Origin of the sequence: Patulibacter sp. (assembly GCF_030655195.1) — a bacterium.
Lineage (GTDB): Bacteria > Actinomycetota > Thermoleophilia > Solirubrobacterales > Solirubrobacteraceae > Patulibacter.
Genome location: NZ_JAURWA010000061.1, coordinates 1 through 13,524, shown reverse-complemented (window position 1 = coordinate 13,524; position 13,524 = coordinate 1). Strand labels below are relative to the sequence as shown.

Below are 13,524 nucleotides of genomic sequence, written 5' to 3'. Positions count from 1 at the left end.
GGCTCCGGGGACGTCGACGTCCCCGGAGCCGCCGGCCGGGCCTTCCCGCCCGGCCCGGTCAGCGCGTCACGGGCGACGGTCGCCGCGCGGGTGGCCCGGGCGACGAGGGTGCGGTCCAGGCTCGATCGCTCGCTGCCGTTGACGCCCGCGACGACCGCCACGCCGGCGCCGAGCAGCGCCAGGGCCGCGGCCAGCGCGGCCGCAACCGCCAGCCGGACCCGCAGGCTGCGGGACGCCCGGACCAGGGAGGTCCGCAGGGGGGATGGGCGCGCGCCGTCGCCGCCGACGCTCATGGGCGGAGCATGAATCCCTGGCCGCGCACGGTGCGCAGCATGCGCTCGCGACCGTCGGCCTCGAGCTTGCGCCGCAGGTAGCCGACGAAGACGTCGACGACGTTCGTGCCGACCTCGAAGTCGTAGCCCCAGACCTGGTCGAGCAGCTGGTCGCGGGTGAGGACGACGCCCGCGTGCTCCACGAAGCAGGCGAGCAGCCCGAACTCCCGGCCCGTGAGCTCCATCGGCTCGTCGTCGAGCCAGGCCAGGTGGCGCCGACGGTCGACGCGGACCGGACCCGCCTCGCTGAGCCGCGCGGTCGGCTCGCCGCGGCGCCGGAGCAGCGCGTGGAGTCGGGCGAGCAGCTCGCCCACGTCGAACGGCTTGGTCAGGTAGTCGTCCGCGCCGGCCTGCAGGCCGAGGATCCGGTCGTCGACGCCGTCGCGGGCGGAGAGCACGCAGATCGGCATGTCCTCGCCACGGCCGCGCGAGCGGCGGATGACGTCGAGGCCGTCCGTCCCGGGCATCGTCATGTCGAGGACGACGGCGGCGGGCGCGCGGCGGGCGATCTCCTCGAGCGCGGCGTCGCCGTCGGCGGCCGTGCGCACGACGAAGCCGCCGAGGCGCAGCGCGCGCTCGAGGGTCCGGCGCAGCGCCGCGTCGTCGTCGACGACGAGGACGTCGGGGAGGGTCGTGCCGGGCACGGGGGGATCTTGGCGCACCGGGGCCGACCGCGGACGCGGTCGGCCCGCGGGGATCACTTCTTGCTGGTCGAGGGCGGCGTCGGCGCCGTCCCGGTGGTGCCGGTGCCGGAGCCGGGCGTCGGGGCGCCGGCGGGCGGCGTCGGGGCCTTGCCGTCCTTGCCCGGTGCGCCGGCCGGCGGGGTCGGGGCCTTGCCGTCCTTCGACGGGCCACCGGCCGGCGGGGTCGGCGCCTTGCCGTTCGTGCCGCCGGGCGGGGTCGGGGCCTTGCCGTCCTTGCCGGGACCGCCGGCGGGCGGCGCCGGACGCGCGTCGCGGAGCTTGGAGACGGACACGCCGAGCTCCTTGGCCAGCGCGGTGTCCGGGTCGGTGCCCGAGCCGGGGCCGCCGCCGGCGCCGGGCGGCAGCGGCACGTCGAATCCGGTCTCGCGCAGCTGCTCGATCAGGTCCTGCTGCTTCGAGGTGACCTTGCCGGCCTTCACGGCGGCGTCGAGCTCGGCGGCGCGGACGGCCTTGCGGGCCGACTCGACCTTGTCCTGGGAGACGCCGAGCGCCTTCGCGAGGCGGGCGTCCTCCTGGCCGGGGCTCGGCGGCTTGGGCGGGGTGGCCGGCCGCGAGCTGCTCGTGGTCGTGCCGCTGCCGGTGGAGTCCGCCGCGCCGGCGGTCTGGGAGACGACGCCGCCGATGGCCAGCGAGGCCGCGGCGATGGTGGTGATGCCCGCGACGCGGAGGCGGCGGGTCTTGGGGGTGGTGGTCATGGAGGACATGCTGCGCCCGGTTCTTGTGACTGGCTTGTGGGACCGGCCCCACCGGCCCACGTCCGGCCCCGGACCCGCCCCGCGGCCGCCCCACGTCCGGCCCCCGACCCGCCCCGCGGCCGCCCCGCGGCCGCCTCCGTCTCCGCCCGACGGGCCGTCCCCCCGGCCCGGTCAGCCCTCGGCCGGCGTCCCCGCGATCCCGAGCTCCTCGGCGTGCGGCTCCAGCGCCGCGATGACGAACGCGATGTGGTCCGCCAGGTCGACCTGGAGCTCCTCCGCGCCGAGACGGACGTCCTCGCGGTCCACGGCGGCGGCGAACGACGCGGTCTTCAGCTTCTTGCGCACCGACTTCGGGGTCAGGCCGTGGATGCCCTGCGGCCGCACCTTCGCGACGGCGGCGACGAAGCCGCTGAGCTCGTCGACGGAGAACAGGGTGCGCGCCAGCGGTGTCGTGCGCGGCACCTGCATGTACGCGGCGTGCCCGGCGATCGCATCGACCATCTCGGGCGGGGCGTCGCGGCGCTCCAGCTCGGCCATGATCATCCGCGGGTGCCCGGTGTCCGCGTCGGGATGGCGCTCGTAGTCGGCGTCGTGCAGGAGACCGGTGACGCCCCACAGCTCCTCGTCCTGCCCGCCGGCCCGGGCGTAGGCGCGCATCGCGGCCGCCACGCCGAGGCAGTGGCGGCGGAGCGACGGCTCGCTCACCCACTCCTCCAGCAGGGTCCGGGCCTCGTCGTGATCGATCGTGCGCGCCATCCCCCCAGTCCTACCGGACCGCCCGTCCCGGCAGCGCCGCGCGAGGCCGGGGCGGGCCGTGGCCGACCGCCCCACGGCGGTCGGCGAGGACGCCCGTCCTATCCCCCGACGACGAACCGCCGCGCCAGCGACCACGTCGCCACCGTCGCGCTGTCCACGACCCCGCCACCGAGGACGAGCTCGTCGAGCTCCCCCGGGGTGACGGTGCGGTGGCGCAGCATGCCCTCCTCCTCGGCGTCCGGGGCGACCGGACCGGGACGCAGGTCGGTGGCCAGCCAGGCGGTGAAGAGCTGGTCGGACATCCCGGGCGCGAAGGCCAGCTCGCCCAGGCGGCGCAGGTCGCCCGCGTCGAAGCCGGTCTCCTCCCGCAGCTCGCCGCGCGCGATCGCCTCGTGGTCCTCGTCCGCCCCGGGCTCGTGGTGCGCGCCCTGCGGGAACTCCCAGGACCAGCGGTCGATGGGGTAGCGGTGCTGGCCCACGAGGTGGACGACCTCGCCGTCGAACGGCACGACCACCGCGGCGTGCGGCTTCATCACGACGCCGTACATCCCGGGGCGCGGGGTGCCGTCGGGGTGCGGCCGCTCGATGACGTCCTCGCGGATCACCATCCACGGGTTCCGATAGGCCTCGCGGCTGGAGACGGTGCGGGCGCGCGGCCGGTCCTCGGGCGTGGTCACCCCGGGGAGTCTGGCGGACCGGCCCGCCCCGCCCGCCGTCGCCGCCCCCGATCGCCGTCCCTCCGGCGCATCGTCCCGGTCGCGAGCACGCGGTCGGGCCGGCCCGACCGCCCGCCCGTGCTCACGCCGCCGCGGTCGCCCCGACCTGCGCGTAGACCGCGGCCTCGAGCTCGACGAACGCCTGGACGACCCCGGCGTCGAAGAACGGCAGCACCTGCGTGAGGACCATGCCGCCGACGCCGGTCCCGCGGTCGATCCAGAAGTAGAGGTTGAACAGGCCCGCCCAGTCGCCCGAGCCGGCGCGCCGCATGCCGGGGACGTCCTCGAGGGTCAGGTGCAGCCCGAGGCCCCAGCTCTGCGCGAAGGGAAGCGGCGGCACGTCGTTGCAGAACTCCGGCGCGGCGCTCTTGATGCCGTCCGTCGGCATCGGCACGCCGGCGAGCTGGTCGGAGAACGCGAGCTCGACGGTCTCCTCCCGCAGGATCCGCGCCCCGTCGAGCTCGCCGCCGCGCAGGAGCGCCCGGATCAGCCGGCCGTAGGCGTCGGCGGTGCCGAACAGGCCGTGGCCGCCGGCCGCCCAGTCCGGCTCGGGGGCCAGGTCGATCTCGGTCGCGGCGAGACCGCCGTCCGGCGTCCGGACGTGGATCGGCATCGCGCGGGCGCGCTGCTCGTCCGTCGGCGAGAAGGTCACGTCCTCCATGCCGAGGGGACCGACGACGTGCTCGTCGAGGTAGGCGTCGAGCGTCTGCCCGCTCAGTCGCTCGACGAGCAGGCCGAGCCAGTCGGTGTTCGTGCCGTAGTCCCACCGGACCCCCGGGTCGGCGGCGAGCGGCACGCGCGTCAGGGCGTCGAGCTTCCCGGTCAGCACGTGCGGGATCCCGGTCACCTCGTGGAAGCGGGCGACCGCAGCGTTGGTGAAGAAGTACGTCAGCCCCGCGCTGTGCGTCATGAGCTCGCGGACGACGGGCGGTCGGCTGGGCGCCCGGAGGACCGGGGTGTCCCCGTCGAAGCCGTCGAGCACCTGCAGGTCCGCGAACTCGGGCAGGTGCGTCCGGACCTCGTCCTCGAGGCCCAGGCGCCCCTGCTCGATCAGCTGCAGCGCCGCGACGCTCGTCAGCGCCTTCGTGCACGACGCCCAGCGGAAGATCGTCCGGCCGTCGACGGGCGCGCCTCCCTCCTGCAGGACACCCGCCGTGCCCTCGTAGAGGGTGCCGTCGCGGTCGGTGACGATCGCCGCGATGCCGGGCACGCGGCCGTCGGCCACGGCCGACTCCAGGACGGCGTCGAGGGTGGAGGGATCGAGGGACACGGGTGCTCCTTGGGGTTGGGGTCGGGGTGGGGTGGAGGTCGGTGGGTGGCGCGGGGCGTGACCGGCGACCGGGCCCGTGGCCCGGGTCCGGGGCGACGCGCCGGGGGCGCGCCTCGTCGGGCGACCAGCGCGCTCAGGCGTCCGGGACCACGGCGGCCTGCAGCCCGAGCACGTCGATCGACGTCTCGCGCATGACGTTCTTGCGGACCTTGCCGGTGACGGTGAGCGGGAACTCGCGGTCGACGACGACGTAGCGGGGCACCTTGTAGTGCGCCAGGCGCCCGTCGCAGAACGCGCGCACCGCGGCGGCGTCGAGGGGCCCGGCCTCGGGCCGCAGGCGGAACCAGGCGCAGAGCTCCTCGCCGTAGCGCTCGTCCGGCACGCCGACGACCTGCACGTCCTCGACGTCGGGGTGGGTCGAGAGGAACTCCTCGACCTCGCGCGGGTAGACGTTCTCGCCGCCGCGGATCACCATGTCCTTCGACCGGCCGACGATGTTCAGGTAGCCGTCGTCGTCCATCGTGGCCAGGTCGCCGGTGTGCATCCAGCCCGCCGGATCGATCGCCTCGGCGGTGCGCTCCGGGTCGCCCCAGTAGCCACGCATCACGGAGTAGCCGCGGGTGCAGAGCTCGCCGGTCTGTCCGCGCGGGACCGCGGTCCCGCGGTCGGCGTCGACGACCTTGACCTCGAGGTGCGGCCCGACCCGGCCGATCGACGACACGCGGCGCTCGAGCGGGTCGTCCCGCCGGGTCTGCGTGGACACCGGGGAGGTCTCCGTCATGCCGTAACAGATGGACACCTCGTCCATGTGCATGTCGGAGACGACGCGCTTCATGACCTCCGACGGGCAGGGCGAGCCGGCCATGATCCCCGTCCGCAGGGTCGTCAGGTCGTGGTCGGCGAAGGTCGGGTCGCCGAGCATCGCGATGAACATCGTCGGCACGCCGTAGAGCGACGTGCAGCGCTCGGCCGCGACCGCGCGCAGGGTGGCGGTGGGGTCGAAGCCGGCGGCGGGGATCACGACGCAGGCCGCGTGGGTGAGCGCCGCGAGGTTGCCCATGACCATGCCGAAGCAGTGGTAGAAGGGCACCGGCACGCAGATCCGGTCCTGCTCCGTGTAGCCGCAGAGCTCCCCGACGGAGAAGCCGTTGTTGAGGATGTTGTGGTGGCTGAGCGTCGCGCCCTTCGGGGCGCCGGTCGTGCCGCTCGTGTACTGGATGTTGATCGGGTCGTCCGGGTCCAGGCCGGCGTCGCGGTCCGCCAGCGCCTCGGCGTCGACCGGCGTGGAGGCCAGCGCCGACCACGCGGAGTCGCCGAAGAAGATCGCGTCCCGCAGCGTGCCGACGTCGCCCGAGACCTCGGAGACCATGGCCCGGTAGTCGCTGGTCTTGAACGCCGGGGCGGCCATGAGGATCCGCATGCCGGACTGCTGCAGCGCGTAGGTCAGCTCGCTCGTCCGGTACGCCGGGTTGACGTTGACGAGGATCGCGCCGATCCGCGCGGTCGCGTACTGGACGACCATCCACTCGACGCAGTTGGGCGCCCAGACCCCGACGCGGTCGCCGGCCTCCACCCCCAGCTGCAGGAACCCGGACGCCACGCGGTCGACCAGGTCGTCGAGCTGCGCGTAGGTCAGCCGCGCGTCCTGCTCGCACGAGACGACGGCCTCGCGCTCGGGATGCTCCGCGGCGGCGGCACGCAGCCGCGCGCCGATCGTGTCGCGCAGGAGCGGGGTGGAGGAGGCTCCGTGCGCGTAGGAGGGCTCAGGCATGGGAGGACGCTACGCCCCCGCCACCTCCGGGACAACGGTCCTTTCGGGTGATCTCCGGTCCCGGCCGACCGTCAGCCCTGCCAGCGCTCCACGGCGCGCTCCGCGATGTCCTTGCGGATCTGGCGACCGTCGAACAGGATGCCCTGCGCGGCGGCGTAGGCGGCCTGGCGGGCCTGCGACGGTGACTCGCCCAGGGCGGTGACGTTGAGCACGCGGCCACCGCCCGTGACGACCCGCCCGCGCTCGTCGATCGCCGTGCCGGCGTGGGTGACCTCGGCGCTGGAGGGCGTGCGATCCAGGCCCTTGATGACGTCGCCCTTGTGCGCGGACGCCGGGTAGCCGCGGGAGGCCAGCACGATCGTGACCGCCCAGCGCTCGTCCCACGTGAGCTCGACGCCCTCGAGGCCGCCGAGCCGTGCGTCGGGCCCGCCCGCGGCCGCGGCCGTAAACGCGAGCAGGTCGCTCGCCAGGCGCGGCAGGACGGCCTGCGTCTCCGGGTCGCCGAACCGCGTGTTGTACTCGAGCACCTTCACGGTGCCGGCCTCGGGATCGACCATCAGGCCGGCGTAGAGGACCCCGGTGAAGGGGGTGCCGCGGCGCGCGAGCTCGTCGACGACGGGCTGGTGGACCGCCGCGGAGATCTCCAGCGCGCGGTCGGCGTCGACGCCGACGACCGGCGAGTAGCTGCCCATCCCGCCGGTGTTCGGTCCCAGGTCGCCCTCGAAGATCCGCTTGTAGTCCTGCGCCGGGGCCAGCGGGACCGCCCGCACGCCGTCGCAGACCGCCAGGAGCGAGACCTCCTCGCCGTGGAGGAACTCCTCGACGACGACGGCCGCGTCGCCGAACTGCTGGTCCTCGAGCATGTCGACGAGGGTCGCCCGGGCGGACGCCTCGTCCTCGGCGATGACCACGCCCTTGCCGGCGGCGAGCCCGTCGTACTTCAGGACGACGGGGTAGGCCGTGATCGCGGCCATCCCGGCGTCGACGGAGGTGACCGTCTCGTACCCGGCGGTGGGGACGCCCGCGGCGATCATGATCTCCTTGGCGAAGGCCTTGGAGCCCTCCAGGCGCGCGGCGGCCGCGGTCGGGCCGAACGCGGGGATGCGGGCCTCGCGCAGCGCGTCGACGAGCCCGGCGACCAGCGGCACCTCCGGGCCGACGACCACGAGGTCGACGGTCAGCTCGCGGGCGAGGGCGACGAGGCCCGCGACGTCGTCGGCCGCCACGTCGTGCACGACGGCGTCGGCCGCGATCCCCGGGTTGCCCGGGGCGGCGTGGACCACCGGCGTCTCGGCGGCGGTCCGGAGGAGCGCGCGGACGATCGCGTGCTCGCGACCTCCCGCGCCGACGACGAGAACCTTCGGCATGCCCGCCACGCTACCGGCGCGACCGGGGCACCGCCGACCGCGCCGGGCCGGATCCGCCGGCGGCCGGCGGATCCGGGGTCAGGGGGCGACGGTGCGGTCGCTGTACAGGGCCGAGGCGCGCAGCTTGGCCTTGACGATCTCGGCGCGGGTCCAGGCGACCGTGTACCGACCGTCGGGCAGGGCGCCGATCGCGGCGGACCCGAACGCGTTGGAGCGGTCGAGGAGCTGCTGGTCGCTGAACTGGTCGATCGTCTCGGGCGCGCCGATCGTGCCGGACGCCGGGCGGAACGCGGCCTGGACCGCGACGCCGCGGTCGCCGTTGGAGCCGCCGATCGGCCGCTCCTGCTCGCGGACCAGCACGAGACCGGTCGTCCCGGTCTTGTCGGACGTGGCGATGCCGTGCACGCGGCCGGCGGCGGCGATGTCGCGCGACGCGCCGAGCGCCCCGGTCGCCTCGCCCTCGGCGACGCGCGGGATGTCGTGCGCGGTGCCGTCGGCGACGCTGCCGACCTGCTGGTTCCAGGCGACCGTCGGGCGGCCGGCGGGATCGACCACGGAGACGAGCGCGCCGCCGGGGGCGCGGACCGTCGTGCCGCCCTTGTCGATCGGCTTGGGCACCGCGAAGCGGACCCGGTCGGTGTCGCGGGTCGTGGCGCGGACGACGTAGGGCTTGGTGCGCTCGGTGGCGGCGTCCTGCTCGCCCCACGCGACGACCGCGCGACCCTTGCCGCCGATCGAGGCGGTGGCGCTGCGGAAGCCGGGCCCGCCCCGTCGCAGGGTCTGCGGCTTGCCGAGCTCGTCCCGGCCCATCGACAGGCTGCGCGCGTAGAGGCGGCGCGTGGAGTCGCTGGCACCCGTCTGGTACACGATCACGGCGCGGCCACCGACGCCCGCGGCGACGGCGAGCAGGCGACTGGACTTGGACGTGCTGATCTTCTGCGGCTTGCCGAGGCGCACCGTCTTGGCCTTCGCGTCCCCGCGGCGCCACGCGGCGTACACGCGCACGACGCCGTCGGAGCCGACGTCGCTCCAGGCCATCAGCACGCTGCCCTTGGCGTTGCCGGCGATCATCGCGGGCTCGTCCAGGACGGCGGTGCCGTGCGAGCGCTGCGTGCCCAGGCCGGCCGACGCGGTCTTGCCGACCGAGATGCCCAGCCGGTAGTTCGTCAGCTTGATGCTCTTCGTCCCGCCCTTGCCGTCGGGCACGGTGCGGTAGACGGAGCCCAGCGACTTCTGCCGCGCCCAGACGAGCCCGTCGCCGTCGTAGGGGACGGGGTCCTGGAGCAGACCGGAGAGGGTGCGCAGGGCGCCCGGGCTGCCGTCGGCCTGCACGCCCATGAGGCGGGTGTTGACGGTCTTCTTCTCGGACCCGCGGGCGCCGACGATCCGGGAGCCGGAGGGGTCGACGGTCAGGCCGGTCACGCCGACGCCGGTGTCCAGCTCGGTGCCCGGCGTCCAGTCCGCGGCGGCGGCCGACGGGAGGGCGAGTCCTGCGACCACCGTGGCGAGGACGGCGGCGGAGCGGAGGGGGCGGGCGGTGAGCGTCTGCGGCACGAAAGGGTCCAGGCGAAGAAGGACCGGCACGGAGTGCGCCGGTCACATCGACGGTAACGCAGAACCTCGGCGACCCGCCCCGCTACCGCGGCCCTCTCACCGAACCCTCACGAGCCGCGCCCTAGATGCCCGCGATGAAGTCGTCGACCGGGATCGCCGTCAACGTCTCGAAGCTGCCGGTGCCGCGCGAGGAGAGCTCGAGCGAGATCCGCGCGATCGTCTGCTCGTCGGGCGCCTCGACGACGTTGACGAAGTCGTACTGCCCCAGGACGGCCCACTGCGCGGTCACGGTGCCGCCGAGCGCCTCGACCTCCTTGTTGACCTCGCGGATGCGGTGCGGGTTGTTCTTGATCGTCTGGACGCCGTCGGGAGAGAGGCGCGTGAGCAGCACGTAGGTCGGCACGGGGGGCTCCGGGGTCGGTGGTGGGCGGGTCCGATCGACGCGCCCGGGACTGGGGTCGTTCTATCCGATCGGGCGCCCGGCGTGGGCGCGGGTGGCGGCCCGGCCCGCGGGCCTCGTGTGACGGAGGCACGCTCTTCGACGGCCTTCAGGCGGGCTGCATACGATGGCTCGCATGTGGAGCGGACCGTCGTGACCCGCAGGACGTGGACGATCGCCGGCGTCGCCGTGGTCGCGGTGCTGGTGGTCGTCCTGGTGATCCTGCAGTTCACCCTGAAGGGCATCGCCGAGGGCAAGGTCCGCGACGAGGTCGGCGACGACAGCGCGAAGGTCACCGTGAAGGCCTCGCCCGCCCTGAAGCTGCTCTTCGGCGACGCGGACGAGATCGACGTCGACACGCCGACGGTCGCCGGCGACCAGCAGGCCCCGCTGGGCCGGCTGCTGGACCGGGCGAAGGACGTCGGCCGCACGGACGCCCGCGTCGGCCAGATCCAGGTGGCCGGCGAGGCCGGGAACCTGACGCTGCGGAACGTCCACGCCATCGTGGAGGACGGTCGCGTCCGGGCCACCGCCTCGCTGTCCATCCGGGAGCTCGCCGCACTCGTGCCCGGCGGCGGATCGCTGAAGGCGCTGCCCTCCGGCTCCGGGGGCGAGCCGCGGTTCTCGATCACCGTCGCGGTCCCCCTCCTGGGCGACACCACCGTCGACGGCGCCGTCGTGGCGCAGGACGGGGCCGTGCAGGCGGCGGCCGAGGGCCTGCCGATCCCGCTGGCGATCACCATCTTCCAGGACCCGTCGATCTCGGTCGACGCCGTGCAGGGCCGGTCCTCCGGGGACCGCCTGCAGATCTCGTTCACCGGCGCCCTGAACTGAGGTCCCGGATGGCGCGTCGCGACGGACCGGACCGCGACGCGTTCGGCCGTCCCGTCACCGACCGGCCCGCAGACGGGCGGGCGCCACGTCCCGCCCCGGCCCGACGTCCGACGCCGACCCCGGGGCCCCGTCCGACGCCGACCCCTGAGCCGCGTCCGTCGTCGGCGTCGCCTCCGGCCCCGGGCTCCGGCACGTGGTCCGCCCCGGAGCGATCGGGGTCCTCGCCGCCCGCCGCGCGGCCGCCCGTCGCGCCGGCGCCCGGCGCGGTCCGGAACCCCGACGCCACCGCCGCCCTGCTGTTCGGGATCGCGAGCGTGTTCGTCCTGCCGATCCTCCTCTCGATCCCGGCGATCGTGTTCGCCCGCCGGGCCCGCCGGATCGCACGGGACCTCCCGGGCCGCCCCGGCTGGGCGGCGGCGACGTGGGGGCTGTGGCTCGGCTGGTTCACGCTGCTGTGGCCGACGCTCCTGGTTGCGGTCTTCGTCGTGGGAGCGACCGGCGGGACCATGTCGTGAGCCGCCGGGCCGCGATCGCGCGCGTCGCCCTGTGCGGCGCCGCGCTCTGCGTGGCCGGGTGCGGCGCGAGTGGCGCCGCCGACGGGGGTACGGACGGCTCGGGGCCGACGCGCGTCGACGCGGCGGTCGGGTCGCCCGCGACCGCCGTGGACCGCACGACGTCGTCCACCGTCGGCACCACCTCCCCCGCCGCGGACGACGCGACGGTCCGCACGGCGTCGTCCACCACCACCTCCGCCGCCCCGGACGACGCCACCCCCTCCGCCGATCGCCCCCTGCGGGGCCGCACGATCGTCCTGGACCCCGGGCACAACGGCGGCAACGCGGGCGCACCGTCGCGCGTGAACCGGCCCGTGTCGATCGGCAACGGGACGAAGACGTGCGACACCACCGGCACCGAGAGCGTGCGCGGGCTGGCCGAGCACCGCTTCACCTGGCTCGTCGCCGGGCACGTCCGGCGGGAGCTGCGACGCCGGGGCGCGCGCGTCGTGCTGACCCGGTCCTCCGACACCGGCGTCGGCCCGTGCATCACCCGCCGGATGCCGCGGGCGAACCGGATCGACGCCGACCTGGCCGTCTCGATCCACGCCGACGGCGGCCCGTCCGGCGGCCGCGGGTTCCACGTCATCCTGCCCGGCCGGGTGCCCGAGCTGGCCGGGCACGACCGCGTCGTCGCACCGTCCGCCCGGCTCGGCCGCGCCGTCCGGGCGGCCTTCCGCGGCGGCACCGGCATGCCGTACTCGACGTACCTCGGCCGCCGCGGCCTCGACGTGCGGACCGACCTCGGCGGGCTCAACCTCGTCCGCGTCCCGGCCGTCATGCTCGAGACCGGCAACATGCGCAACGCCGTCGACGCGGCGCTCATGAGCGATCCGGGCTGGCGCCGTCGGGCCGGGATCGCGATCGCCGAGGGCGTCGTCGACGGGCTGGCGGCGATCGACCGATGAGCCGTCCCCGGCCGGGCCAACGGGCGTCGCGTCGCTTGTGCCAGCGGTCCAAGCGCGGGACCCCCCGGTCCGCGTACGCTGGTGTCCAGTGATCGAGAAGTCCTTCGCCTCGCTCCCCGACGCTCCGCGGAGCGTCCCCGTCTCCGCCGAGCACGCCCTCAGCCCGGGCGCCGGCGCGTCGCTGCTGCTCGACGGCTTCCGGCTGGTGGGCGTCGCCACCGACGTCCCCGCCCGGTGCGGCCGGCACGCGGTCGTCGCGGGCCGCGAGCTGGCGATCTTCAACACCGGCGACCGCTTCGTCGCGGTCGACCGCGGCTGCTTCCACGACCACCTCGACCCGTTCTGCGGCGAGGTCGTCGACGGGCACCTGACCTGCCCCGACCACCGGTGGAGCGTCGACTCGTGGAGCGGCGCGGACGCCGACGGCGGCCCCCCGGTGCGCATGCACGACGCGCTCGCCCGCGACGGCCTGCTCTACGTCCGCCTCGCGGCCGACCTCGACGACTGAGCCGCCGGCCGCTGGTCGGCCGGGCTCGGTCGGGAGGAGTGGGAGTGGGTCCCCGGGCTCAATCGGTCCAGGGGTCCGCGACCGCCTCGCCGTCCCCCGCGTGGCGGGCCCCGAACGCGAGCAGCTCCAGGCCGTCGGGTCCGGCCTCGAACGCCCGGGCGGTCCCCGGCGCGACCCGCACCGCGTCGCGGCGGGCGAGCTCGACGATCTCCCCCTCGAGCTTGGCCCGCCCCGACCCCTCCAGCACGACGTAGACCTCCTCCGCCTCCACGTGCCGGTGCGTGAACGGGCTGCGTCCCCCGGCCGGCAGGCGCAGCAGCATCGCGCCGGTGCGCTCCATGTCGAGCGGCTCCCGGGCGGCCCGGGCCTGCCAGCGCTCACCGAAGCCGAATCGCGGCGCGACGTCCTCGACGTCGTCGAGGGACAGGTGCGTGAAGGGCGTGCTCATGGTGCTCCGACGGTCCTGGGGGCAGGAACTCATCGGTGGCGACGATCGGGCGGACGCCACCGGGGCCACCGCGGCGGGGTGGCCCCGCCGTCCGCACCGGGACGGCGGGCGTCCCAGGAGGCCTCGGCCGGACCCGCCTCAGCGGCGCAGCAGGCGCACCGCGTGGGTCACGACCGGGCCGAGGACCGGGATCGCCTCCGCCGCGGCCTTGGGCGAGCCCGGGAGGTTGACCACGAGCGTCCGGCCGCGGGCCGCGGCGACGCCGCGGGACAGCGGCCAGGCGTGCGTGTGCTCGCGCGACTCCAGCCGCAGCGCCTCGGCGATGCCGGGGACCTGGCGGTCGCAGGCGTCGAGGGTGGCCTCGGGCGTGACGTCGTCGGTCGTCATGCCGGTGCCGCCCGCGGTGAGGACCAGGTCGCAGCCCTCGTCGGCGAACCGGGCGATGGCGGCGGCGATGGCGACGCGGTCGTCCCGGACCCGGCCGGTCGCGGCGACCTCGGCGCCGAGCGCGACGGCGAGCTCCCGCAGCGCGACGCTGCCCGGATCGTCGGGCGGCCCCTCCGCGCGCGACGTCGAGACGGTGAGCAGCCCGACGGCGATCGGCGGGTCCAGCGGCTTCGCGGCGTCGCGCGCGCCGGGACGGGCCTGGGCCGGGGAGGCGGCGGCCG

At 75.7% G+C, this 13,524-nt stretch carries 15 protein-coding genes and 1 pseudogene; 4 read left to right on the top strand and 12 right to left on the bottom strand.

The genetic code is table 11. The features are described from left to right. The 10 genes and pseudogenes from Q7T67_RS06620 to Q7T67_RS06575 all read right to left on the bottom strand — a co-directional run. Window positions 1-293 (bottom strand): annotated as a pseudogene (locus Q7T67_RS06620) (hypothetical protein); the annotation flags it as partial. Continuing rightward, window positions 290-976 carry a response regulator transcription factor gene (locus Q7T67_RS06615; RefSeq protein ID WP_304787258.1) on the bottom strand — a complete coding sequence of 229 codons (687 nt, stop codon included), beginning with the start codon at window positions 974-976 and terminating at the stop codon, window positions 290-292. The pseudogene Q7T67_RS06620 and the gene Q7T67_RS06615, both read right to left, overlap by 4 nt. 53 nt (window positions 977-1,029) lie before the next feature. Beyond that, window positions 1,030-1,731 carry a hypothetical protein gene (locus Q7T67_RS06610; protein WP_304787256.1) on the bottom strand — a complete coding sequence of 234 codons (702 nt, stop codon included), beginning with the start codon at window positions 1,729-1,731 and terminating at the stop codon, window positions 1,030-1,032. 171 nt (window positions 1,732-1,902) lie between these two features. Continuing rightward, window positions 1,903-2,487: an HDIG domain-containing metalloprotein gene (locus Q7T67_RS06605; RefSeq protein WP_304787254.1), complete on the bottom strand. Its 585-nt coding sequence runs from the start codon at window positions 2,485-2,487 to the stop codon at window positions 1,903-1,905. Window positions 2,488-2,585: 98 nt separating this feature from the next. Further along, window positions 2,586-3,164 carry an NUDIX hydrolase gene (locus tag Q7T67_RS06600; RefSeq protein WP_304787251.1) on the bottom strand — a complete coding sequence of 193 codons (579 nt, stop codon included), beginning with the start codon at window positions 3,162-3,164 and terminating at the stop codon, window positions 2,586-2,588. Between the two features lie 121 nt (window positions 3,165-3,285). After that, window positions 3,286-4,473 carry a serine hydrolase gene (locus Q7T67_RS06595; protein WP_304787249.1) on the bottom strand — a complete coding sequence of 396 codons (1,188 nt, stop codon included), beginning with the start codon at window positions 4,471-4,473 and terminating at the stop codon, window positions 3,286-3,288. A gap of 133 nt (window positions 4,474-4,606) precedes the next feature. Further along, the gene (locus tag Q7T67_RS06590) at window positions 4,607-6,244 is read right to left on the bottom strand and encodes an AMP-binding protein (protein ID WP_304787247.1); all 1,638 of its coding nucleotides are present in this window, start codon (window positions 6,242-6,244) and stop codon (window positions 4,607-4,609) included. A 71-nt stretch (window positions 6,245-6,315) separates the two neighbouring features. Beyond that, window positions 6,316-7,611 carry a phosphoribosylamine--glycine ligase gene (purD, locus tag Q7T67_RS06585; protein WP_304787245.1) on the bottom strand — a complete coding sequence of 432 codons (1,296 nt, stop codon included), beginning with the start codon at window positions 7,609-7,611 and terminating at the stop codon, window positions 6,316-6,318. A gap of 78 nt (window positions 7,612-7,689) precedes the next feature. Further along, window positions 7,690-9,165, bottom strand: a complete 1,476-nt coding sequence (locus tag Q7T67_RS06580) for a hypothetical protein (protein WP_304787243.1) — start codon at window positions 9,163-9,165, stop codon at window positions 7,690-7,692. Between the two features lie 121 nt (window positions 9,166-9,286). Beyond that, window positions 9,287-9,568, bottom strand: a complete 282-nt coding sequence (locus Q7T67_RS06575) for a GYD domain-containing protein (RefSeq protein ID WP_304787241.1) — start codon at window positions 9,566-9,568, stop codon at window positions 9,287-9,289. A gap of 174 nt (window positions 9,569-9,742) precedes the next feature. On the opposite strand from Q7T67_RS06575, the gene Q7T67_RS06570 reads away from it, so the two are divergent. The 4 genes from Q7T67_RS06570 (at window position 9,743) to Q7T67_RS06555 (ending at window position 12,408) form a co-directional block, all read left to right on the top strand. Beyond that, complete coding sequence (locus tag Q7T67_RS06570) at window positions 9,743-10,438, top strand: hypothetical protein (protein ID WP_304787238.1); 696 nt, start codon at window positions 9,743-9,745, stop codon at window positions 10,436-10,438. A 314-nt stretch (window positions 10,439-10,752) separates the two neighbouring features. Next, window positions 10,753-10,953 (top strand): hypothetical protein, encoded by a 201-nt coding sequence (locus tag Q7T67_RS06565; protein ID WP_304787236.1) that lies wholly within the window; start codon window positions 10,753-10,755, stop codon window positions 10,951-10,953. Next, entirely contained in the window at window positions 10,950-11,900 is a 951-nt protein-coding gene (locus tag Q7T67_RS06560) for an N-acetylmuramoyl-L-alanine amidase (RefSeq protein WP_304787234.1), read from the top strand. The genes Q7T67_RS06565 and Q7T67_RS06560 overlap by 4 nt, the downstream gene beginning before the upstream one ends. 88 nt (window positions 11,901-11,988) lie before the next feature. Continuing rightward, window positions 11,989-12,408, top strand: coding sequence for a Rieske 2Fe-2S domain-containing protein (locus tag Q7T67_RS06555; RefSeq protein ID WP_304787232.1), 420 nt, complete (start codon window positions 11,989-11,991; stop codon window positions 12,406-12,408). Between the two features lie 58 nt (window positions 12,409-12,466). Here Q7T67_RS06555 and Q7T67_RS06550 read toward each other — a convergent pair whose 3' ends face one another. Continuing rightward, the gene (locus Q7T67_RS06550; protein WP_304787230.1) at window positions 12,467-12,856 is read right to left on the bottom strand and encodes a cupin domain-containing protein; all 390 of its coding nucleotides are present in this window, start codon (window positions 12,854-12,856) and stop codon (window positions 12,467-12,469) included. 138 nt (window positions 12,857-12,994) lie between these two features. Further along, window positions 12,995-13,524, bottom strand: a 530-nt coding sequence (locus Q7T67_RS06545; RefSeq protein ID WP_304787228.1) for a molybdenum cofactor biosynthesis protein B, incomplete at its 5' end; no start/stop codon positions are given.